This window comes from Paraburkholderia translucens, assembly GCF_020881035.1.
GTDB lineage: Bacteria > Pseudomonadota > Gammaproteobacteria > Burkholderiales > Burkholderiaceae > Paraburkholderia > Paraburkholderia translucens.
This window is the reverse complement of the sequence record NZ_JAJITC010000015.1, coordinates 1-21,900: the sequence shown is the minus strand read 5'-3', so window position 1 is coordinate 21,900 and position 21,900 is coordinate 1. Positions and strand designations below refer to the sequence as shown.

Here is a 21,900-nt window from a genome sequence, read left to right as displayed (position 1 = left end):
CAGTGGACATGAATGTAGGCATCTTGCCGCGCGGGATAAAGCGGCTCGCGACGAATTGATACGCCGGTTCCCGCGAACAATCGATTCGCATCGAATTCAACGACCTCATTTGCGCGCGGGATCTGGCGCCGATTCGACGGCTCTGTTGCTATCATTCGTTGCCCTCGCGCAGCACCGCGGCGGGGCACCGTACGAGACCACGCAATACTGGTCGCCGACGCATCACACCTCAGGGGCACGCATGGAATTTCGCCAACTTCGCTACTTCATCGCGGTCGCCGAGGAGATGAACATCACGCGGGCGGCCAATCGCCTGCATATGACGCAGCCGCCGCTGTCGCGTCAGATCCAGCAGATCGAGGAAAGCGTCGGCCTGCCGTTATTCGAGCGCGGCTCGCGGCCTCTGCGGCTCACCGAAGCCGGCCGGATTTTCTACACCCAGGCGAAACGTCTGATCGATGAAGCCGAGGAGCTTGCGCCGCTCACGCGCCGGCTCGCGCAGCTTGCGGAGCGCATCGTGATCGGTTTCGTGCCGTCGACGCTGTATGGAGCGCTGCCCGCGGTGATCCGTTCGTTTCGCGAGGCCGCTCCCCATATCGAGCTGTCGCTGATCGAGATGTTCACGATCGAGCAGCTGGCCGCATTGAAGGGCGGCCGCATCGACGTCGGCTTTGGCCGGCTGCGGTTCGACGATGCGCAGCTCGCGCGCGAAGTGCTGGTCGAGGAACGGATGATCGCCGCGTTGCCGCAGGATCATCCGCTCGCGCGGCAGAAGAAGCCGCTCACGCTCGCGGCGCTCGCGGGGGAAACGCTGATCGTTTATCCGAGCACGCCGCGGCCGAGCTATGCGGACCAGCAGATCTCGGCGATGCACGATCAGGCGCTGGAGCCGAGGGCGATCCATGAAGTGAGGGAATTGCAGACCGCGCTGGGGCTCGTCGCCGCGCAGGTCGGCGTGTGTCTCGTGCCCGAGAGCGTCGAAGGCTTACGCGCGCATGGCGTCGCGTACCGGCCGATTCCGTCGGCGAGCGCGGCCTCGCCGATCATCATGAGCCGGCGCCTGCAGGACGAATCGCCCGCGACGACGCTGCTCTGCTCGCTCGCGCGGCAGCTCTTCAGGCGGGTTTGAGCGGCGCCCGCGCGAGCACGGCGGCACGCCGCCCTACTTCACGTCGAACCCGTAATCCCCATGCGTGCGATGCCCGTCCGACGCCACCGCGACCCAGTGCACGGTGTAGTGCCCGGCTGCGAGGGCCGGCAGTGGCACCGTCATCACCGCGGGATGCTGCGCATCGACTGAGGACTTCTGCGTACTGACCTGCTTGCCGCTCGCATTGGTGACGGTGAGCGAGCTGAACGCCGGCTCGAGCGGTCCGTCGAAGGTCAGTTTGACCTGCGTGGGCGCGGCCACCGATGCGCCCGCGCCCGGCTCCTGCTTCTGGGGAAAGACATGCGCGAGAGCCGCGCTCGCGAGCGTGAGACCGGCGAAGAACGCCGCAGCGCGCATCGCGTGATTTCTGAAGATCGTGTCCATCGTCATGTTCCTTATTGGAAGAGCGGCTTGCCGAGCGTGGCAGGCGCGATGTCGTCGAAGAACAGATGCACCTGCACCAGAATGCCGACGTGCGAGCCGCTCGCGCGGTTGATCGGAATCTGCGCTTGGACGCCGAACTGTCCGTAGCGATTGATCCAGATGAAGCCCGGATTGACCGTGCCGGTCGTCTGCCCCTGGCTGCGCGACAGTGGTATCTCGACGAGCGGAATCAGGTTCGCGAACGGCTGCGGCAGACCCGCGTCGTGCACGTGCTGCTGCAGATACGGCAGGCTGTACTGCACGGTGAAGCCGTAGTTGAACGCGTTCGGCTGACCCGCGCCGGTGGTGAGCGCGGGGGCCGCCTCGGCCGTGATCGCGAGCGGGCGCAGATACGCGAGCGAATCGGGCAGATCGCCCATGCCCTTGCCGATGTAGACAGTCGGCGAGATCGTCGAGAAGTTGTCGGCGATCGCGCGGCTGCAGGTACCGCCAAGCTCCGCCGTGACGCCGATCGACGTCATCAGCTCGTGCGGTTCGTTCACGTACAGCAGGTACTTGAGGCCGACGCCGAAATTGTTGAAGCCGGCCGCGCGCGGGTTGTTCTGCATTTGATAGGCGCCATCGATCGACACCGCGAGGCGCGGTGTGATCAGCTTGTCGTACTCGAAGCTGAAGGTATTGATGCTCTGGTCGCCGTCGTCGCCAGGCACGCGCTGGTGGCCATACTCGAAGTTGGCTTCGTCGCCGACGCCGGGATCGTCGACCGCGAGCGTCGCGGGGAACACGCGGTCGCCCGCGATCGCATGCGCCCGTGCGATGGACGGCGCGGCGAACAGGCCCGCGAGGCCGCACGCGGCGTAGGCGGTGTAGGCGACATAGGTGGCGGCCGCGACGAGCGGCGCGGCGCACGGCGGACGACCGTCGCGCGTTGCGGGTGTGTGCATGAGTGCATCCTGTCTGATCGCTTGTGAAAATGCGGGCGCGCGCCGTCGAATGGACGCGCGCGAGCATCTGCGATGCGGGTTCGCGCATCGCGTCATACGTGACTCGAATCAGGAAGCGGAAGGCGGGGCGCGCGGCTGCGCGAAGCTGAGAGGTTCGACGCGGCGCACGCTGTCGAAGCGCGCCGCGGCCGTATGGTGTCGCGCATGGACCGCGGCGACGAACAACATGCCGACGCTCGGCATCACCGGCAGATGCGCGAGCAGGCTGCAATAGCCGCAAGCGTCGCCGGACATCTGCGCGTGCTTGCTGGCGGGATCGTTGGCGGCGTCGGATTCGTGGGGCGGGTTGGCGGCGGCCTCGGCGGCATCGGGCGTGTCGCCCGCCATCTGCATGCCCGGCATCGACGCCATGTCGTCCATCGGCGCCATATGGCAATGCTCGCCTGGCATTGCCTCGGCAGGAGAATGGGCGGCGAGCGTCTGTGAGATCGTCGGCGCGAGCGTCGTCATCAGGATCGCGAGCAATCCCAGCCAACCGCCGATCTTCCTGTGCCAACGATTCAACATGCGCCCTGCGCCACGCCGCGAGTTTTTTGAATCCGCTTCTGCCAGACTGCAATTTGCGGCAAATTATGCCACGCACGTCCTTTTTTCCGGCGATCCATCGAGGGCAATGCCGCCCACGCAGGCGACAATGCGTGATCCCGGCTTTTGGCACGGAGTCTTCATGAAAGCGCAGCGTCCGCGTCCTCCGCACTTTCCTCACGAACCTGCGCGCGCTGAATGGCGCGAGCATCTGCTGCCCTACGTCATCACGGCGCTGCTGATCGCGTTCGCGGTCGTGCTGATCATGTGGATCGCCAATCCGGCGCCGCCGCGCACGATCACGATCAGCGCCGGCCCGCGCGACAGTTCGTTCATCGTCACCGCGAACCAGTATCGCAAGATCCTCGCGCGCAACGGCATCGTCCTGAACGTGCTCGAATCCGATGGCTCGGTGCAGAACCTGCATCGGCTGCTGGACCCGAAGCAGCACGTCGATATCGCGTTCGTGCAAGGCGGGGTGGTCGAAGGGCTCGACACCTCGTCGCTGATGTCGCTGGGCAGCCTGTTCTATGTGCCGATCGTCGTGTTCTATCGCGGCTCCGGGCTCACGGAGCTCGGCCAGCTGGAAGGCAAGCGGCTCGCGATCGGCCGCGAAGGCAGCGGCACGCGCCTGCTTGCGCTGCAACTGCTTGCGGCGAACGGCATCGAGCCCGGCGCGGATACGACGCTGGTGCCGAGCGACGGCCTGCAGGCCGCCACGCAACTGGTCGCCGGCGAGGTCGACGCGGCGATCCTGAGCGGCGACTCGGCCACGCGCGGCCTGATGCTGCGGCTGCTGCGCGTCCCCGGCATTTCGGTGATGAATTTCGACGAAGCGAGCGCCTATACCCGCAACTTTCCGTTCCTCGACCAGATCGAGCTGCCGCCCGGCGTACTCGATCTGAAGCGACGCATTCCGCCCGAGACCGTGCATCTGATCAGCCCGACGGTGGAGCTCGTCGCGCGCAACACGCTGCACCCCGCAATTTCGGATCTATTGATCGAGGCGGCGCAGGAAGTGCACGGCTCCGCGGGACTGTTGCAGGGCGCCGGGCAGTTCCCGAGCCCGGTGGCTCGCGAGTACGCGATCAGCGAGGACGCACAGCGCTATTACCGGACCGGCAAAGGTTTTCTATACCGGACGTTGCCGTTCTGGCTCGCGAGCATCAGCAATCGCACGCTCGTCTTGCTGTTGCCGATCGCCGTGCTGCTGGTGCCCGCGATGCGGATCATTCCGGCGCTATACCGGTGGCGGGTGCGCTCGCGTATCTATCGCTATTACGGTTCGCTGATTGCGATCGAGCGGCACGCGCTCGCCGGCGCAACCGACGAAGAGCGCGCGCAGCTGCTAGGGCAACTCGACGAGATCGAGACGGCGCTGAACCACCTGCGCATGCCGCTCGCGTATGCCGATGCGTTTTATGTGCTGCGCGAGCACGTGGGGTTCGTGCGCAACCGGCTGGCGGCAGCGCGACCCGTCATGGCCTCATGACCGGGGCGGTGACGGGCCAGGCCAGGGCTAATCAAGCCTGGGAGGGGGTGGGGGCTGGAGCGGTGGCTTGCGAATCGTCGTGCGCCTTGGCGTTTGCGCTTTCAGCGGCACTCGCCGCTACGGCTTCGGGCGACGCAGCAACGGCATCCCCTTGCGGAATCGCCGGTTCGGCGGCTGCCGATGCCGCGGCTTCGGCGTGCGGCGTGCCAGCGGCCGCATCGTCGCCTGCCGCACCTGCAACGGCCTGCGCATTCGCGTTTGCCGAAGTTTCGGCGGCCTTCTGCGCGCCCTTCGCCGCGCGATGCGCGAGCAGGCGCTGCGCGCCCGCGGCTTCCTGCGCGGTGACCTTGCCGGTTTCGACACCCGCCAGATCGACGCGCGCCGCGCCTTCGACAAGGCTCTTCCAGTAGCGGCCGCCACGGCACCACGTCTTGATCGCGTCGCGCAGCTCGGCTTCGGTGAGCGATAGCTCCTTCGCATGCGCGACGAGATCTTCGAAAATACCGATCTTCAGCGGCAGCTTCGGTGCGGGATTCTTCGGGAAAGCGGCCGGGAAACGCTTTTGCAGACGACCGATCGAGCGCACCACCGGATCGACCGGCTTCGCGTCCGCAGCCGGTTTCGCGCTCGCCGCGCCCGAGGGCGCCGCTTGGCGCGCCGGTCGCGGGCGGCGATGTCCCGTGCCCGGCTTGCCGTCCGTGCGGGCGCCGGCCTGCGCGGCCGGCTTCGCAGCGGGCCGGCCACCCGGCTCCGTGCCGGGATTGGCGCCACGCGGGGGACGCGAGCCAGGCTGTGAACCAGGCTGTGAAGCGGGCTTGCCAGCGGACTTCGAAGCGGGCCGCGCGGCCGATTTGCGATCGGGCTTGCCGGCGGACTCGGCGGCGGCGCGCGCCGCGGCCAGTTGCTTCTTCAGTTCAGCGAGTTGTTCGAAACCCATAGTGCACAACCAATCTGTCGATCCGTAAAGTCCGAATTGTATCAGCGTGCGCCCTCACGCTCCCGACAACTCCGAGCCCTGGCGACGACCTTCAATTCGCGGCCGCCACGGACGCCTCGGCATCGTGCGCGCGCAGCCCCGTGACCGACACCCGCAATCCCGGCGCGCCGACGTTATTGCGCAACGACAGCTCGAGCTGATGCCGCTCGGCGATCCGCGCGACGATCGCGAGGCCGAGCCCGCTGCCCTCGCCCTTCGACTCCTCGCCGCGATAGAAACGGTCGAACACGCGTTCGAGTTCCGCCTCCGGAATTCCCGGGCCCGTATCGACGACGTCGAGGCCGACTCGCTCGCCCTCGCGCCGCAGCACGACATCGACGCGACCGCCCTGCGGCGTATGACGGATCGCGTTGTTGATCAGGTTTCCTAATAGCACACTGATGCTGTGCGGCTCGGCGAGAACCATATAGGCGTCGTTCGGCGTGCGCGCGTGTTCGCATTCGAGGCCTAGATCGATCTCGTGCAGTTCCGCGAGCACGGAACAGTCGCTGACTGCCTGCTCGCCGATACGGCGCAGGCTGACCGGCACCGTCGACGTAACCGGCTGCGCGTCTTCTCGCGCGAGCGTCAGCAGTTGTTGCACGAGGTGGATGATCCGGTTCACGCGCTGCTCGAGGCGCTCGAGTGTCTGCCCCTCGCCCGTCAGCGAGCCGTCACGCGAGGCCGACTGCAGTTGCAGCTTCAGCGCCGCGAGCGGCGAGCGCAATTCGTGCGCGGCATCGGCAATGAACGTGCGCTGCGCCTGCGACGCCGTATGCAGCCGTTGCAACAGGTCGTTCAGCGCTTCGACGAGCGGCCGGATCTCGACCGGCGTGGTGCCGTCGAGCCGCAGCGGTTCGAGCGAATCGATCGAACGCGTCGCGAGCCCGCGCGACAACCCGCCGATCGGCGCGAGCCCGCGCGCGACCACCAGCAATACAAGCGCCATCGTGACCGGCAGCAGTACGCCGAGCGGCCACAGCGTGTGCAGCGCAAGGCGCAACGCGAGATCGTCGCGCACCGAGACCGGCTGCGCCACCTGCGCGAATCGGTCCTTCTGCTCGACCCCGAAGGTGCGCCAGTGATAGTCGCCGCGCCGTACCGTGTTGAAGCCCGGCGGCAGACGCTCGAACACCGGCGCCTGCCCGGAGTGATAAACGAGTGCGCCGCTGCTGTCCCAGATCTCGATCACGATGCGGTCGTCGGCGAGACCGCCGAGGTCGGGACCTCGCCGCTCCCCGTGGCCCGCGCCGCTCAGCGTCGCCGGCAACGACAGCGCGACGGTGCGCAACTCGTAGTCGAACAGCTCGCTCGCCTCGCGCCGCGCGGTGTTGAAGATCGCATAGGCCGCGACCACCGAGGTCGCCGCCATGCCGAAAATCAGCCAGCCGAGCAGCCAGCGGCGAATCGACTTCATCCGCACCTCTTCAGGCGGTAGCCAACCCCGCGCACGGTTACGATCTGGTCCGCGCCGATCTTGCGCCGCAGGCTGTGCACGTGCACTTCGATCGTATTGCTGCCGACTTCCTCACCCCAGCCGTACAGCTTCTCTTCCAGCTCGGCTTTCGTGAACACGCGGGTCGGCTCCTCGATCAGCGCCTGCAGCAACGCGAATTCGCGCGGCACGAGCGGCAGCGGCACGCCGTCCTTGGTGACTTCGTGAGCGGCGGGGTCGAGCGTCAGTTCGCCGTGACTGTAGACCGGCTGCTTCTGGCCGGTGCGCCGGCGCAGCAGCGCGCGAATGCGCGCGGCCAGCTCGTCGAGGTCGAACGGCTTGATCAGGTAGTCGTCGGCGCCGGCGTCGAGACCGCGGATGCGTTCATCGACCGCGTCGCGCGCGGTCAGGATGATCACCGGCGCCGCGCCGCCGTTGCGGCGATACGCGTTCAGCACGTCGATCCCGTCTTTTTTCGGCAGGCCGAGGTCGAGCAGCACGAGGTCGTACACGCCGTTATCGAGCGACAGTTCCGCCGCGCGGCCGTCCTCGGCCCAGTCGATGGCATAGCCGGCGCGGCGCATCGCGCCCAGCACCGATTCCGCGATCATGTCGTCGTCTTCGACCAGTAGCAGCCGCATGGCCTCTTCTCTCCTTCGTGCGATTCCGGCCGCGCATTATCGGCTGCGGCGGCTTAAAGATTCCTTACGGGCCGCCGGCCGCGCCTCGGTTTCCAGCACCGCACTCCGCCGCTGCACCAAGGGCCGCGATCGCGATCCTTTCGAGGCTGATCGTGCAGCGGCCGCGCGTGCCATTGCTGCTGCCTGGGCTATTGAAAGTGTTGATGAAGAAGCAGACGGTGTGAGCGCCGCCGAGGACTGGCCCGTTACCCGAAGCATCGCGCTATGCCAGCACATCCGCAAATCCGCCGATCCGCGCGCCAAGCGCGCGGATCGCGGCGGCCACGCGCGGCGAGAGCAGCGCCTGCAGCTCGTCGGCATGCCGGTAGTCGTGCATGCCCTCGCTCAAGGCCTCGCCCGCCAGCGCCGGATGACAATAGATTTCGCCGACGCCGCGCGGCAGATTCGCGAGCGCGGCGAGCCACGTCGCCTCGTCCATGCGCCCGCTCGCCGCGATGCCGACCACGTAGTCGTTATGCGCGACGCCCGCGCGCTCGAGCCGCGTCTTCACCTGCGCGATCCACGGCCGCAGCCACAGCGGCGCGTTCGCCTCGAACGGCAGACGCATCGCCTTCATGCCATAGTCGCGGCCGATGTCCAGAATCAGGCTCAACACGGTCGGATGCAGATGAAAATGCTTGTGCGTGTTCACGTGGTCGAGCGTGAGGCCGGTGGCGGCGAAGGCCTCGAACTGCGCGCGAATCTCGTGCGCGAGCTGCCGGCGTACGTGCGGCAGAAAGAAAAAGCGCACGCCGTCGCGCACCATGTTGCCGCCAAAGCGGCCATTCTCGTCAAGCAGCGCGGCGATCTGCTCGCGCGGCGCCAGCGCGGCGCCGTCGGCCAGCACCAGATGCAGGCCGACGCGTAGTTCCGGCAGCGCACGCGCGCGAGCGACCGCATCTGCGGCGGCCGGTGCGCCGACCATCAGACTCGCGGCGCGCAGCACGCCGTTGCGATACGCGCGCTCGACCGCGGAATTGACGCGCTCATGCAGGCCGAAATCGTCGGCGGTGATGATCAGTCCGGGCGGCCGTGCCGGCTTTGCGCTCTCCATTACGTGAGGCTGTCCAGCTGGCCGCTGCGCTCGGCGGCCGGCCTGCGGACCTGCATGCGCGCGCCGCGCCACACGACATGCGAACCGAACGCGCTGACGAGCCACTGGAGCGCAAGCAGCGTATCGCGCAACGGCACGAGGGGCAGATCGCGCCAGAACGTGCGAGCGCGGCGCGAGGCGCGCAGATGCAGCAACAGGCGCGCGCCAACGCACACCGCTGTTGCCGACGCGCTCGCGGCCACCGCCGTGACCGACGCATGAGCGAGCGACACGGTCAGCCACGCGCTCATCATCAGCCACGGCGTGGGGAATGTGATCAGCAAGGACACGAAACCGGGCGGGTTGACCGAACGGATCGTGCGCAGCCAGCGCGTTTCGCGCTGCCACAGCGCGGCGAAGGTCGGCTCGATCACGTCGGTGGCGACCATCACGCGCGAGAGCACCGTTTGGAGGCCGAGCTCGCGCACGTGCTCGGCGAGCCAGTAGTCGTCGGCGAGGCAGTTTTTCAGCGCTTCGAAACCGCCGATGCGCTCGAGCGTTGCGCGCCGCAATGCGAGCGTCGCGCCGAAACCGAAGCGGCGCGAGCCCATTGCGTGCGCGACCCGCACAGAGGGTGCGAACCATTCGTTGATGAACAGCGCACCGACGCGCGGCCAGAAGCCCCCTACGCCGCGCGCGACGTACAGGCAGGTGACCACGCCGACGTTCGGGTCCGCGAGCGGGGCAGCGACGCTGTCGAGATAATCCGAGTCGACGGCGATGTCGCTGTCGGCAATCACGATCACGTCGTGGCGCGCGCGCGCCGCCATGTTGATCAGGTTGCTGACTTTCAGATTGCTGCCGTGCACGCGCGTGTCGATCGCGAGTTCGATGTCGCACTTCGGATAGGCGGCCTGCAAACGGCGCACGACCGCGATGGCCGGGTCGTGCGGCGACGAGACGCCCAGCACCAGCTGAAAATGCTGATGCCGCTGCTCGCAGAAGGTCCGCAGATTTTCGTAGAGACGCGGCTCGGCGCCGCATAGCGGTTTGAGAACGCTGACGCCGACCTGCGCGAACGGAGCGGCCGGACGCTCGGCCAAGTCCACGGGCGAACGACTGTGCGCGCGATAGAAGGCTCTGCCGCCATGATGGTTCGATTTATGCCGCGCGGTGAAAAACGGCATGGCGAGCGCGGCGGTCACCGTGTAGATCGAAGCGCTAATGCAACCGGCTAACAGAAGCCATTGGAATGCAATCAACGCGTGCGGCGCCATTATGTGTCGTCCGTGTCCGTTAGTGCTGCTCGCCCAGCACGAACGACGCGGAGCCGAAAAAAGCCCCGGAGACCGGCAGCGCGACGCACAGCAGCGCTTCGGCCCCTGCGGCCGTGACGGAGGCTACCAGCAAATGGGCTCGCAGCATGTCAATGGTGACTCGCTTCATAACGTGCCTCGTGCTTGGCCTTGCGGCCTGAACGGGTGCGTGGCAACAGGCGGGACTCGTCGATGCCGTCCATTGACCAGCATAAAGGATACCTCGCGCGTCGTTCGATCGAAGTCCTTACGACAAGGTTGCGATCATCTGACGGCGGCATGGTCTCGCGTATGCATCACGATCCGCGACGACCATTTTATAGCGCGTCGATGGTATCGATTCAAGCTGAAGGAAACCTTAAGCGGACGCGTGGCAAAAACCGGCTAACGAACGGCGTGGTTACACTTCGCAACGCAGCAGATTGTGTGCCCGCGCGCATCAATGCCGCTTGCGTAAAAGTGCTGGACGTTATGCAATAAGTTCTCACCATGGAAGATCTGCCTCATGCGCTTACTCCTCGTAGAAGACGACGAGCTCATCGGCTGCGGTGTCGAAGCGGGCCTTCGCCAGGCCGGCTTCACCGTCGACTGGGCACGTGACGGTCACAAGGCCGGGCTCGCGCTCGACACGACTCAATATGCATTGGTGGTCCTGGACCTCGGCCTGCCGCGCGTGAGCGGCATGGAACTGCTCAAACGCGTGCGCGATGCCGGCAACGACGTGCCGGTGCTGGTGCTGACCGCCAGAGGCACGGTCGTCGATCGTGTCGGCGGTCTCGAAGCCGGCGCCGACGATTATCTCGGCAAACCGTTCGATCTCACCGAGCTCGTCGCGCGTTGCCGGGCGTTGTTGCGCCGCGCACAAGGCCGCAGTATCGATCTGATTCGTTACCAGAATCTGACAGTCAATCCCGCCGCGCAAACGGTGCAGGTCGACGCGGCGCGGGTGCCGCTCACGTCACGCGAATGGGCGATCCTGTTGCAACTGCTGACCAATCTCGGCATTCCGCAGTCGCGCTCGCGCCTCGAAGAGAGCCTGTACGGCTGGCAGGAAGAAATCGAAAGCAATGCGATCGAGGTGCACGTGTCGAACCTGCGCAAGAAGCTCGGCGCGAGCCTGATCAAGACCGTGCGTAACATCGGCTATGTGATGGAGAAAGAATGATTGGCCCGTCGATTCGTCGGCGCCTCGTGCTGCTCGTGCTCGCGAGCATCGCGATCGTCTGGGGCGGTGCGCTCGTGTCGAGCTACCGGCAGGCGGCGCGCGAAGTCGCCCAGTGGGAAGAAGCGCGCCTCGCCGAACTCGCGCAGATTCTCGCGTTGCTCGATCCCGCCAATCTGATGACGCTCGCCACGGCGCGCATCGACGTGCGCGAAGAAGAGAGAAGCGGCGAGCCTGGCGCCAGCGATCTCGATGACGACGACACGCTACCGCGCGACGCCTTTTTCCAGGTTCGCGCCGCCGACGGCGCCATCCTGGCGGGAAGCCCGCAACTGCGTGCGCTCGATGCGTGGGATTTGCCGCTGCCGCCGAAAACCGGCGCGCAGGACGTCACGCTCGGCGGGCAGCTCTATCACTCGTTCACGTTGCGCGATACGTTGCTTGGTCACACCGTGCGTGTATTCGAACCAGCCAATACGCGCAGCGACCTGGCGAGCGGCGTCGCGAGCCGCATTGCGCGGCCCACGCTGATCGCGGTGCCGGTGCTCGCGCTACTCGTATGGTTCAGCATCGGCTGGAGTCTCGCGCCGCTGAAGGTGCTGTCGGCCGCGCTCGGTTCGCGCGACGTCAACCGCATGGAACCGGTCGGCATCGGCCGCGCGCCGCTCGAAGTGCGTCCGCTCGTCGATGCGATCAACCAGATGCTCGCGCGTCTGCAGCATGCGCTCGAACTCGAGCGAGCCTTCACCGCCGACGCCGCGCACGAACTCAAAACGCCGCTCGCCGCGATCAAGGTGCAGGCGCAGGTCGCGCTCGCCGAGCCGGACGTTGCGTTGCAACGGCTCGCGATGGAGCGCGTCGTGCAAGGCGTGGATCGCAGCGCGCGGCTCGCCGAGCAGTTGCTGCTGCTCGCGCGGCTCGACGTGCAGGAAAAGCTGCCGACCGAGCCGCTGAAGCCGGCGGCGATCGCGAAGGACGCGCTGCTCGCGAACAGACGCAACGCGCAGCGCAAGCACATCAACGTGATGCTGGTCGGCGACATGCTCGCCGAGATCGATGCCGAGCCGGTGCTGATCGGTATCCTGTTCGACAATCTGCTCGATAACGCAATCAAGTACGGGCGCGCGGGCGGCAATGTCGAAGTCGCGGTGCACCATGCCGACGAGCGCGTGCAGGTGACAGTGCGCGACGACGGCCCCGGCGTGGCGCCCGACGATCTGGCCCGCCTCACGAACCGCTTTTTCCGCGCGACCGGCAATCAGGCGACCGGCAGCGGGCTGGGCCTGTCGATCGTTGCGCGGATCGCCGAGCATTTCGGCGCGAGTCTGCAGTTCGGCGCCGGGATCGGCCAGCGCGGGCTCGCAGTCGGGGTGTCGTTTCCGGCCTATCGCGCGGCGCGCTGAAGCCGTTTGAGCTCGCGCGCCGAATCCTCAGCGCCGCTCCGCGTCGGCGACGCTCGAACGCTGCTCGGCCAGTTCGGCGCGCACGCCGTGCGGCGCGACATGCGCGGGCGCGCCGCCGGACGCCTCGGCGAACTGCCACGCGATCAGGCCCGGCACGAACATCAGCAGGTCGCGAATTCGCCTTGCGGCCGCCAGCGCGAGACTGGTGGCCGGGTCGAGTCCGAGCGCGCCACCGATCAGCACGAAAGCGCCCTCCTGCACGCCAAGGCCGCCCGGTACGAAGAACGCGGCGCTGCTGATCGCCTGGATCAGCGATTCGATCACGACCGCCTCGACGAGCGTCACGCGCGCGCCGAGGAAATACAGCGCGAGCCAGATTTCGAGCGACGTAAGCACGCATTGCAGCGGCTGCCAGAAGAACAGATAGCGCAGCACGACCGCGCGGCGGCGCCAGATCAGCTTGATCGACTGATCGATCTGCGCGGACTGACCCACCAGCGAGGCGAGCTTGCCGCTCGTCACATGATTGAGCACGCGCGTGATGCGCTCGAACGGGTTCGCATGCTGCACGAGGCCGAACAGCAACAGCACCGGCGTCAACGCGACCACGCCCCAGGCGAGCTGCCCGGCGAGCCGCAACGCGCCCGATTGGGCATTGGCGAAGAGAAAGCCGATCCCGACCATCGTGAACATCAGCTGACTGATCACGGTCAGCTGCATGTCGACGACGGTGCTGCCGACCGCTGTCGACGGCCTGACGCCCCAGCGTTTGAGCATGCGGAACGATACGAGCTCGCCGCCGATCCGTGCGACCGGCAGCATGCAGTTGACCGATTCGCGCACCCACACCAGATGCAGCATCTTGCCGAAGCTCGGGCGGTTGGCACCGCGAATCAGCGAGCGCCAGTCGCAGGCGTTGGCGATCATGGGCAGCACGTGCGCGAACGCCGCCAGCACGAGGCCTCCCCCAGCCGCGCGCAACGCGCTGAGCACCGCCCGCGGATCTTCCCGCCACACCAGCCAAAGAGAGACGAGCAAACCGGCGAGCGCGGCCGCGCGGCCCAGATGCTTCATCATGCGGACACCTCGCACGCTAGTCCGATCAACTTCGTGCGCCGCACAATGCGTGCCACCGTCTGCCGCGTCGCGCTCGGCGTTGCCCGCAGCGCCGCAGCGCTCACGGCTGCCTTCGAGGCGCTCTCGTGGCGCCCGCTCAAAACCTCTTCGATCATTGCCTGCCCAATCTGCCGTTCGTTCGTCATTCGTCCTGCGCCGCCGACAGCAGCCCATCGCCGTCGACCTTGAAGCTGAAGCCCCGCCAGGTCACGCGCGACGAGCGGAAGCTCGCGACGAAAATCGCAAACGATACGATATCCCATAACGGCAGCAGCCACAGATCGCGGCACCGTTGGCGCAGCGCCCTATCCGTGCGCCACTTCAACGCGAGACGCGCGAGCACCGTCACCGCCGCGAGCAGCCACGCCCACAGGGCCCCGCCCGAACACGCGAGCGCGAGCAGCGCGAACGCCCCCGGATGCACGAGCGCCGTGCCGAAGTGCCCGAGCGGATCGATGCGGCGGATCGTGCGGCTCCAACGCAGCTCGTGCGTCACGAGCTGCGCCGCGCTCACTTCGACACACGCATGCGCGATCGCGAATGGCGGAATCGAGACCTGCTCGCCCGCCGCGCGCACCGCCGCGCCGATTTCGTAATCCTCGGCCAGATGCCTCACGAACGGCTTGAAGCCACCGATCCGCTCGTACGTGGCGCGCCGCATGGCGATGGTCTGGCCGAAGCACGGCCGCGCGAGTCCCAGCGCCAGTCCGGTGACGACCCCCGGCAGGAACTGGTAGTTGGTCCCGAACGCCGAAAGCCGCGGCCAGAAACCCGGTTCTGGCTGACCGCGATACGCGCAGGTAACGAGCCCGACGCCCGGCTTCTGCAACTCGCCGATTACATTGCGCAGATAGTCCGGGCCGACGCACACGTCGCTGTCGGCGAATACGAGCACGTCATGGCGCGCCTGCGGCAGCATGTTGAGAATGTTGCTGATCTTGCGGTTCGGGCCGTACAGACGTGCATCGGTAACCACGGTGATGTCGGCGTGCGGATGGAGGCAGCGCAACGCGCTGACCGTTTGCAACGCGGGGTCGGCGGAGTCGTGCACGCCGAACAGGAATTGCACGGGCCCCGGATAGTCCTGTGCGCAGAAGCTCGACAGATTGTCGAGCAACGCCCACTCGTCGCCGTGCAGCGGTTTGATAACCGTAACGGGTGGATAGCTGATGGGTTCGGCCACCGCCCTCGCGAAGAAGCGCCCGATCAGCGCGCTCGCGAGCACGGTATAGCCGATGCCGACAACGGTCGCCGCCGCGCACGCATACGCGAGCGTGACGGCGGCCAGGTGCGCGGCGTTCACGCCTCGTGCGCGCGCAGGAAGCGGAAAAACTCGACGCCTTCGCGCAGGCGCCGTTTCATCATGTCCCAACTCGTCAGCATTTCGCGCAAGATCTCCCAGATCTTCGACGGCCGGAAATAGAAACGTTTATAGAAGTTTTCGAGCTGGTGATACATCTCGTCGCGCGACAGATGCGGGTAGCCGATCGCCGCCAGCTGCACGCCTTCCTTGCTGACGAGATTGATGACCTTGTTCTCCGCGAGCCAGCCGTTTTCGACCGCCTGGTTATAGAGCCTCGTGCCCGGATACGGCGCGGCGAGCGACACCTGGATGGTCAGCGGATTGATCTCCTTCGCATACTCGATGGTCTTCTGGATCGTCTCCTGGGTCTCGCCCGGCAAGCCGAGAATGAAGGTGCCATGCACCTTGATGCCCAGCGTGCGGCAATCCTGCGCGAAGCGCCGCGCGATGTCCGTGCGCAAGCCCTTCTTGACGTTCAGCAGGATCTGGTCGTCGCCGGATTCGTAGCCGACCAGCAGCAGGCGCAGGCCGTTTTCCTTCATGATCTTCAGCGTCGAGTAAGGCACGTTCGCCTTCGCGTTGCACGACCATGTGACGCCCAGCTTGCCCATGCCCCGCGCAATTTCCTCCGCGCGCGGCTTGAAGTCGGTGAACGTGTCGTCGTCGAACATGATCTCCTTGACTTCGGGCATGTTGTCGCGGATCCACTTGACTTCCTCGAGCACGTTCTCGACTGAACGCACCCGGTAACGATGGCCGCCGACCGTTTGCGGCCACAGGCAGAACGTGCACTTCGAGCGGCAGCCGCGGCCGGTGTAGAGCGACACGTACGGATGCTTCAGGTAGCCGTTGAAGTAGTTCTTGATCGTCAGATCGCGCTTGTAGATCGGCGCGACGAACGGTAGTTCGTCCATGTTCTCGAGGATCGGGCGCGCTTCGTTATGCTCGATCGAGCCGTCGGGCGCGCGGTAGCTCAAGCCCAGGATCTGCGCAAACGGCTTGCCCTCGGCGATTTCCTTACAGGTGAAATCGAATTCCTCGCGGCACACGAAGTCGATGGCTGGGGTCGCGGTCAGCGAATTATGCGGATCGACCGCGACCTTCGCGCCGACCATGCCGATCAGCAGCGACGGCTTGCGCTTCTTGAGATCCTCGGCGAACAGGGCGTCGGTCGGAAAGGACGGCGTGCTGGTGTGAATGATCACCAGCTCGTATTGCGTGGCGATGTCGAGCGCGGCTTCGACGGACAGACCATCTGCCGTGGCGTCGAGCACGCGGCTATCGGGAACGAGAGAGGCGGGTTGTGCGAGCCACGTCGGATACCAGAACGAGCGGACTTCACGCTTGGCCTGATAGCGCGAACCTGCACCACCATCGAAGCCGTCGTACGACGGCGCCTGCAAGAACAGGGTTTTCATGGATGCTCCAGCAAGCCTTAATCGGCGCTTTCGGTTTTCAGTCGGGAATCTATTTGTTCCATTGCCCAAACGCAAGCCGCATAAGCCTGCTACGACATGCACGTAGCAAAGGCCACGGTCCAGAAAGGCCACGGGCAGTGGCGCAAATAGTACGGAGCAAAGCTGAAGGAAACCTGAAGAATAATACTGCGTTCAGGCCGCGCGCGGCAGGCTCTGATGAGTCGATTTGTTGCGATCGCCCCGTTTGTGTGGCCGCGCCGCATCGATGCCGTATCAATATGGTATCGGTGTGGTAGATGAATAGGCCGTCGCGCGATGCGCGGGCGAGCCCAAACCGCGCCCTCTTCCACGCCCCCTCCGAGCGCGCGAGCGCACAGTCTTACGGGAAATTTATCGTGCGACATGCCTCGCCCACTCGAGCCAGCCGAGATTGAGCGCCGCGTTGACCACCACGCCGAGCGCCGACGCAAGCGCTGCGATCATCGTCCAGAAAGCGGAGCGGCTCGCCGCGCGCGCCGACGTGTGGGCCGCGGTTGCCGCGTCGCGCGACGCGCTCGCCGCCGCCTGCGCGATCTGCGACGACGCTTCCATGCGCGCAAGCGACTTTAAAGCGAAACCGCGCTCGTCGTCGTGCGTGGCGGCCGCCTCATGCTGCGCTTCTTCGCGCTGCGCCTGCTCGAACAGATAGCGATGGCAGAACGGCGTCAGCGGATCGTCAGGATGGCGCGCGGCGAAATCTTTCGCATAGGCGCCGCCGCCGTTGCGCTCGATCGCCGCGTAGGCGGCTTCCTTTTCCATTGAAACCTCGCGAGCGGCAGAGCCGCCGCGCCGGCGTCACACGGGCTTGATGTCGGCGGCCTGCTTACCTTTCGGCCCCTGCTTGATTTCGAAGCTGACTTTCTGATTTTCCTGCAACGACTTGAATCCCTCGGTGCGAATCTCTGAAAAATGCGCGAACAGGTCTTCGCCGCCATCATCGGGGGTGATGAAGCCGAAGCCCTTCGCGTCGTTGAACCACTTCACTGTTCCGGTTGGCATGGCGATGTCCTCGTGATGCGCTGTAGTAAAACGATTGAACGGATAAAGCGCTACGTCGCGCAGGCTTTTCGTGCCGCGCTGAGGCAGCGCCCCGGCCCGACTTGCACAGTCAGCCCGGTGCCAAGCCCGAAGCAAGCCGCGTGCCGCGGCCGGGCGCTGCGCCGGCCGCGCCCGATGCGATTGGGCCCAATCAGATAATATAGTTGTTATCGGCAATTCATTCATGGCCGCGCAGGCGTGTCGCCCTCGTGCCGCACGATCGCGCGGCCAGTTGTTTTCCCACTCACAGGAACCCAGCATGGCCATCTCGAGCTATACCGATACCCGTCTTCTGATCAACGGCGAATGGTGCGACGCCGCCAGCGGCAAAACCCTCGACGTCATCAACCCCGCGACCGGCCAGGCCATCGGCAAGGTCGCGCATGCGGGCATCGCCGATCTGGACCGCGCGCTCGACGCCGCGCAGCGCGGCTTCGAAGCCTGGCGCAAGGTGCCGGCCAACGAGCGCGCGACGATCATGCGCAAAGCCGCGGCCCTCGTGCGCGAGCGCGCCGCCGACATCGGCCGCCTGATGACGCAGGAACAGGGCAAGCCGTTCGCCGAAGCGCGCATCGAAGTGCTGGCGGCCGCGGACATCATCGAATGGTTCGCGGACGAAGGCCGCCGCGTATACGGCCGGATCGTGCCGTCGCGCAACCTCGCCCAGCAGTCGCAAGTTCTGAAGGAACCGATCGGCCCGGTCGCCGCGTTCACGCCGTGGAACTTCCCCGTCAACCAGGTGGTGCGCAAGCTGTCGGCCTCGCTCGCGTGCGGCTGCTCGTTCCTCGTGAAGGCGCCGGAAGAAACCCCGGCCTCGCCGGCAGCCCTGCTCCAGGCGTTCGTCGAAGCCGGCGTGCCGGCCGGCACGGTCGGCCTCGTGTTCGGCGATCCGGCTGAAATCTCGAGCTATCTGATCCCGCATCCGGTGATCCGCAAGGTCACGTTCACCGGCTCGACCCCGGTCGGCAAGCAGCTCGCCGCCCTCGCCGGCGCGCACATGAAGCGCGCGACGATGGAGCTCGGCGGTCACGCGCCGGTGATCGTCGCGGAAGACGCCGATGTCACGCTCGCCGTCAAGGCAGCCGGCGCCGCCAAGTTCCGCAACGCGGGCCAGGTCTGCATCTCGCCGACGCGCTTCCTAGTGCACAACAGCATCCGCGAAGAGTTCGCCGCTGCGCTCGTCAAGCACGCCGAGAGCCTCAAGCTCGGAGACGGTCTCGCCGAAGGCACGACGCTCGGGCCGCTCGCCAACTCGCGCCGTCTGAGCGCGATGGCGAAAGTGGTGGAAGACGCCCGTAAGACCGGCGCGAAGGTCGCGACGGGCGGCGAGCGCGTCGGTTCGGAAGGCAACTTCTTCGCGGCGACCGTGCTGACCGACGTACCGCTCGAAGCCGACGTGTTCAACAACGAACCGTTCGGCCCGGTCGCCGCGATCCGCGGCTTCGACAAGCTCGAAGAAGCGATCACCGAAGCGAACCGTCTGCCGTTCGGCCTCGCCGGCTACGCGTATACGAAGTCGTTCGCCAACGTGCATCTGCTGTCGCAGCGCATGGAAGTCGGCATGCTGTGGATCAACCAGCCGGCCACGCCGACACCGGAAATGCCGTTCGGCGGCGTCAAGGATTCCGGCTACGGCTCGGAAGGCGGCCCTGAGGCGATGGAAGCCTACCTCGTGACCAAGGCGGTCACGATCATGGCGGTTTAATCGGGCGCGTCAGGAACGGCGCGGCGGGTTGGCCGCCGTGTCATTCCTGAGCACGGGTCAACTGATCTGACAGGTCCGCGAGTCTTCCGCTCGCGGACCTTTTTTATTGCCATGAACGATATTTCAGCCGAATCGATGCAGCCCACGCTGAGCGGCTCGTTCGTCGAGCTGCGGCCGCTGCGCGAGGACCACGCGCAGGCCAAGCTGGCGCGCTGAGCGGCGCGCCAGCTCCCAGTTGCTGACTTATTCAAACAGGTGCGTCGCGCTGCTCATTGAGCGGCGCCCCCAGCGGCGCCGCCGTGAATTCTTCGAGCAGCGCGTCGCGCGCACGGCGCCGGCGCACCCACAGCGCCGTGAGAATCGGCACCAGAATCGCCGTCACGACGCAAGCGGTGGCGACCATCGCGGTTGCGGCCGGCACCAGCGGCTTGAAGCTCGGAATCATGTCGGCGATGATCGCCGGATTCGCGACCGCGGCCCCCGCCGTCGACGACGCGATCATCTATATCCACAAGTTCGACGCCGACTACGGGCTGCGCATGCAGTCGCGCATTGGCCGGCGCAATCCGCTGCATAGCACGGCGATCGGCAAGGTGCTGCTCGCGTGGATGGACCCAGCCGACGCGCGTGACGTGCTCTCGCACATCGAATTCCGCCGCTCGACGCAAAGAACTCTGACTTGCGCGGAAGCGGTGCTGAGCATCCTGCCGCGCGTGCGCGACCAGGGTTTCGGCGAGGACAACGAGGAGCAGGAAGAAGGGCTGCAATGCATCGCGGTGCCGGTCTTCGACCGCTTCGGCCGCGTGATCGCCGGTCTGTCGATTTCATTTCCGACGATGCGCTGCGGCGCCGACACGAAGCAGCATTACGTCGCGCTACTCAAGGAAGCGGGGCTCGCGACTTCGACGCGGCTCGGTGATCGCGAAGCGAGCGCACCGAAGCCCGCGGCCGCGCGGTAAATCGTGCACGCGCGTTCCATATGTCAATCGACTCCAGTCTGCAACCGAATGTATCCGTGCGGCATTGCCAAGGCGAAATGCGCACCGCTTCTTTTTTCAGCAACCGACCCGGCGAGCCCGTGCTTCGCGCCGATGCGCAGCGTGCCTTTGCATGCGATTCTTTTCATAGCGCCTTCAAGGGCTTGCCCGCGCACTTGAGCACCGCCCGGCACTTCGACGCGCAGCCCCCCGTGCATCTCCTCTTCGTTTGATGCGCGCGCATCGCCATATCGACGCAGGTTCTAACCGACACGTCCTGTTACACACAAACACACTGTTAATCGCGCTGCTCGGTAGAGTTCCGTTCAGGCAAAAGCGGTTCACATGAGGCGCTTTGCACGACAGGCACTCGCATCACGGATATCAGGGAGCAACAACATGAATAAAATCTTCGCACTGGTCATTCTTGCCGTCACGCTCGGCGGCGCATTGAGCGGCTGCATCGTGGTCCCCGAGGACCATCCGCATCACGACCACTACTACGAACGCTATTGAACGGGTCATCACGTGCAGTAAGCACACGGCTCTCCATTCCATCAAAGACTTCCATACAGAGAACAATCATGAGTCATTCACGCAACCGCTGGATATCGTTGACGCTCGTCGCGGGTCTCGCGATCGGCGCATCGTCGGCCGCCTTCGCGCACGTCGATGTCGGCGTGAATATCGGCGTGCCCGGCATCGCGGTCGCCCCCGCCGTGGTCGAAGCCCCGCCTCCTCCGGTCTATGTGGAGCCCGCGCCCGTGTACGCGCCGCCTCCGCCGCCCGCGGTCGTGATTGCGCCCGGCTGGTACGGCGAGCGCTACTACGATGGTCATCGCTACTGGGAGCGTCGCGAGTGGGAGCGTCATCATGACGAATGGCGCGACGCGCACGAGTGGCACGGCCCGCACGGCGACTGGCACGACCGTGGCTGGCACGATCGTGGGCATGACGATCGTGGGCGTGACCACTGGTAGACGACAGGTGGCGTGCACCACGCCACCCCGTCGCGCTGGCATCCGCGCCAACCCTTCGACAGGAGCGACGACATGCTGCGCAATGATCCGAGACGAGTAACGGCGCAAGTCGACGGCGCGCAGATCTGCGCCGAATACAGCGAGCTGACCGGCCAGCTGTGCCTGCGCCAGGACGGCACGTTACTGCGTGAATGGTTTCCGCCGCATTCGTGGATGGCGATCGCGTCGGTGGCCGGCGCGCGCCATTGGGGCACGCGGCCGACCGACGACGAATTGCTCGCGTTGCTGCATAACGAAATGGCGTTGCTGCGCGCCTCCTGAGTCGTCGGGCGCAGCCGCACACCCGGTGACGGCGTTCATTCGATCGCGACGGCGCCGATGCGTTCATCGGCCGATGCGTGCGCGAGCGGCCGATCCCCAGCATCCACGCAACGCGATCTGGTGTACTCGGGTTCGCGCATCAAACAGATCGCGCATGCGCTCGGTTTCGAAGATGCGGCCTATTTCAGCCGCTATTTCCGCAAGCAGACCGGCGTCACACCCAAGGAGTTCCAGGCTGCGGCGCATCGGGACCTGTCGATCAACTAGCGGCCCCGACCAACGCGCCCGATTTAACGACTCTGCATCTCGAGAAACAGTCCGTAGACCGGATTTCTCGTCTCTTCCCAGCACGGATAGCCGAGCGTTTCGATGAAGCGCTCGAACGCCTGGTGATCGCTTTCCGGCACCTGGATGCCAACCAGAATCGAGCTGTAGTCCGCGCC

22 protein-coding genes and 3 pseudogenes are annotated in these 21,900 nt (G+C 65.9%); 9 read left to right on the top strand and 16 right to left on the bottom strand.

Going from position 1 to position 21,900, the window contains the following annotated elements; genetic code table 11:
* Nucleotides 1-241: 241 nt before the first annotated feature.
* The gene (locus LJ655_RS23735; RefSeq protein WP_230563653.1) at nt 242-1,129 is read left to right on the top strand and encodes a LysR family transcriptional regulator; all 888 of its coding nucleotides are present in this window, start codon (nt 242-244) and stop codon (nt 1,127-1,129) included.
* A gap of 33 nt (nt 1,130-1,162) precedes the next feature.
* Here the strand turns inward: LJ655_RS23735 and LJ655_RS23730 are convergent, their stop codons facing one another.
* The 3 genes from LJ655_RS23730 to LJ655_RS23720 all read right to left on the bottom strand — a co-directional run bounded on the left by LJ655_RS23730 (nt 1,163) and on the right by LJ655_RS23720 (nt 3,045).
* The gene (locus tag LJ655_RS23730; protein ID WP_230563652.1) at nt 1,163-1,534 is read right to left on the bottom strand and encodes a copper resistance CopC family protein; all 372 of its coding nucleotides are present in this window, start codon (nt 1,532-1,534) and stop codon (nt 1,163-1,165) included.
* Nucleotides 1,535-1,545: 11 nt separating this feature from the next.
* Nucleotides 1,546-2,478: a hypothetical protein gene (locus LJ655_RS23725; RefSeq protein WP_230563651.1), complete on the bottom strand. Its 933-nt coding sequence runs from the start codon at nt 2,476-2,478 to the stop codon at nt 1,546-1,548.
* Nucleotides 2,479-2,586: 108 nt separating this feature from the next.
* Nucleotides 2,587-3,045, bottom strand: coding sequence for a DUF2946 domain-containing protein (locus tag LJ655_RS23720; RefSeq protein WP_230563650.1), 459 nt, complete (start codon nt 3,043-3,045; stop codon nt 2,587-2,589).
* 160 nt (nt 3,046-3,205) lie between these two features.
* Between LJ655_RS23720 and LJ655_RS23715 the strand changes: the two genes are divergently transcribed.
* Entirely contained in the window at nt 3,206-4,555 is a 1,350-nt protein-coding gene (locus LJ655_RS23715) for a TAXI family TRAP transporter solute-binding subunit (protein WP_230563649.1), read from the top strand.
* Nucleotides 4,556-4,586: 31 nt separating this feature from the next.
* Here LJ655_RS23715 and LJ655_RS23710 read toward each other — a convergent pair whose 3' ends face one another.
* The 6 genes from LJ655_RS23710 to LJ655_RS23685 form a co-directional block, all read right to left on the bottom strand.
* On the bottom strand, nt 4,587-5,492 hold the full coding sequence (locus tag LJ655_RS23710) for a ProQ/FinO family protein (protein WP_230563648.1): 906 nt from the start codon (nt 5,490-5,492) through the stop codon (nt 4,587-4,589).
* 91 nt (nt 5,493-5,583) lie between these two features.
* A complete protein-coding gene (locus LJ655_RS23705; protein WP_230563647.1) occupies nt 5,584-6,948 on the bottom strand; it encodes an ATP-binding protein in 1,365 nt (454 codons plus the stop codon).
* The gene (locus LJ655_RS23700; RefSeq protein WP_230563646.1) at nt 6,945-7,607 is read right to left on the bottom strand and encodes a response regulator; all 663 of its coding nucleotides are present in this window, start codon (nt 7,605-7,607) and stop codon (nt 6,945-6,947) included. Before LJ655_RS23700 ends, LJ655_RS23705 begins: the two co-directional genes overlap by 4 nt.
* A gap of 262 nt (nt 7,608-7,869) precedes the next feature.
* Nucleotides 7,870-8,700: a hopanoid biosynthesis-associated protein HpnK gene (gene hpnK / locus LJ655_RS23695; RefSeq protein ID WP_230563645.1), complete on the bottom strand. Its 831-nt coding sequence runs from the start codon at nt 8,698-8,700 to the stop codon at nt 7,870-7,872.
* Complete coding sequence (hpnI, locus tag LJ655_RS23690; protein ID WP_230563644.1) at nt 8,700-9,956, bottom strand: bacteriohopanetetrol glucosamine biosynthesis glycosyltransferase HpnI; 1,257 nt, start codon at nt 9,954-9,956, stop codon at nt 8,700-8,702. The genes hpnK and hpnI (LJ655_RS23690) overlap by 1 nt, the downstream gene beginning before the upstream one ends.
* Before the next feature lie 19 nt (nt 9,957-9,975).
* Nucleotides 9,976-10,125: a hypothetical protein gene (locus LJ655_RS23685; protein ID WP_230563643.1), complete on the bottom strand. Its 150-nt coding sequence runs from the start codon at nt 10,123-10,125 to the stop codon at nt 9,976-9,978.
* Between the two features lie 375 nt (nt 10,126-10,500).
* Between LJ655_RS23685 and LJ655_RS23680 the strand changes: the two genes are divergently transcribed.
* Nucleotides 10,501-11,160: a response regulator gene (locus tag LJ655_RS23680; RefSeq protein ID WP_230563642.1), complete on the top strand. Its 660-nt coding sequence runs from the start codon at nt 10,501-10,503 to the stop codon at nt 11,158-11,160.
* Complete coding sequence (locus LJ655_RS23675) at nt 11,157-12,560, top strand: ATP-binding protein (RefSeq protein ID WP_230563641.1); 1,404 nt, start codon at nt 11,157-11,159, stop codon at nt 12,558-12,560. Before LJ655_RS23680 ends, LJ655_RS23675 begins: the two co-directional genes overlap by 4 nt.
* Nucleotides 12,561-12,587: 27 nt before the next feature.
* Here the strand turns inward: LJ655_RS23675 and LJ655_RS23670 are convergent, their stop codons facing one another.
* The 5 genes from LJ655_RS23670 to LJ655_RS23650 form a co-directional block, all read right to left on the bottom strand.
* Complete coding sequence (locus LJ655_RS23670; RefSeq protein ID WP_230563640.1) at nt 12,588-13,637, bottom strand: lysylphosphatidylglycerol synthase domain-containing protein; 1,050 nt, start codon at nt 13,635-13,637, stop codon at nt 12,588-12,590.
* A 181-nt stretch (nt 13,638-13,818) separates the two neighbouring features.
* A complete protein-coding gene (hpnI, locus tag LJ655_RS23665; protein WP_230563639.1) occupies nt 13,819-14,979 on the bottom strand; it encodes a bacteriohopanetetrol glucosamine biosynthesis glycosyltransferase HpnI in 1,161 nt (386 codons plus the stop codon).
* On the bottom strand, nt 14,976-16,397 hold the full coding sequence (hpnJ, locus tag LJ655_RS23660; protein ID WP_230563638.1) for a hopanoid biosynthesis associated radical SAM protein HpnJ: 1,422 nt from the start codon (nt 16,395-16,397) through the stop codon (nt 14,976-14,978). The genes hpnI (LJ655_RS23665) and hpnJ overlap by 4 nt, the downstream gene beginning before the upstream one ends.
* Before the next feature lie 390 nt (nt 16,398-16,787).
* Nucleotides 16,788-17,195 (bottom strand): hypothetical protein, encoded by a 408-nt coding sequence (locus LJ655_RS23655; RefSeq protein WP_230563637.1) that lies wholly within the window; start codon nt 17,193-17,195, stop codon nt 16,788-16,790.
* Between the two features lie 36 nt (nt 17,196-17,231).
* Nucleotides 17,232-17,435, bottom strand: a complete 204-nt coding sequence (locus LJ655_RS23650; RefSeq protein WP_008922053.1) for a cold-shock protein — start codon at nt 17,433-17,435, stop codon at nt 17,232-17,234.
* Nucleotides 17,436-17,733: 298 nt separating this feature from the next.
* Here LJ655_RS23650 and LJ655_RS23645 point away from each other — a divergent pair, with 298 nt between their 5' ends.
* Entirely contained in the window at nt 17,734-19,179 is a 1,446-nt protein-coding gene (locus LJ655_RS23645; protein ID WP_230563636.1) for an NAD-dependent succinate-semialdehyde dehydrogenase, read from the top strand.
* A 247-nt stretch (nt 19,180-19,426) separates the two neighbouring features.
* Here the strand turns inward: LJ655_RS23645 and LJ655_RS23640 are convergent.
* Nucleotides 19,427-19,681: pseudogene (locus LJ655_RS23640) on the bottom strand (2-keto-3-deoxygluconate permease); the annotation flags it as partial.
* On the opposite strand from LJ655_RS23640, the pseudogene LJ655_RS23635 reads away from it, so the two are divergent.
* Nucleotides 19,668-20,138: pseudogene (locus LJ655_RS23635) on the top strand (IclR family transcriptional regulator domain-containing protein); the annotation flags it as partial. The pseudogenes LJ655_RS23640 and LJ655_RS23635 sit on opposite strands and share 14 nt — an antisense overlap.
* 23 nt (nt 20,139-20,161) lie before the next feature.
* Here the strand turns inward: LJ655_RS23635 and LJ655_RS23630 are convergent.
* The gene (locus tag LJ655_RS23630; RefSeq protein WP_230563635.1) at nt 20,162-20,374 is read right to left on the bottom strand and encodes a hypothetical protein; all 213 of its coding nucleotides are present in this window, start codon (nt 20,372-20,374) and stop codon (nt 20,162-20,164) included.
* A 366-nt stretch (nt 20,375-20,740) separates the two neighbouring features.
* Here LJ655_RS23630 and LJ655_RS23625 point away from each other — a divergent pair, with 366 nt between their 5' ends.
* The 3 genes and pseudogenes from LJ655_RS23625 to LJ655_RS23615 form a co-directional block, all read left to right on the top strand.
* The gene (locus tag LJ655_RS23625) at nt 20,741-21,136 is read left to right on the top strand and encodes a hypothetical protein (protein ID WP_230563634.1); all 396 of its coding nucleotides are present in this window, start codon (nt 20,741-20,743) and stop codon (nt 21,134-21,136) included.
* 72 nt (nt 21,137-21,208) lie between these two features.
* Nucleotides 21,209-21,457: a hypothetical protein gene (locus LJ655_RS23620; protein ID WP_230563633.1), complete on the top strand. Its 249-nt coding sequence runs from the start codon at nt 21,209-21,211 to the stop codon at nt 21,455-21,457.
* Between the two features lie 108 nt (nt 21,458-21,565).
* Nucleotides 21,566-21,724, top strand: a pseudogene (locus tag LJ655_RS23615) (helix-turn-helix domain-containing protein); the annotation flags it as partial.
* Between the last annotated feature and the right edge of the window lie 176 nt (nt 21,725-21,900).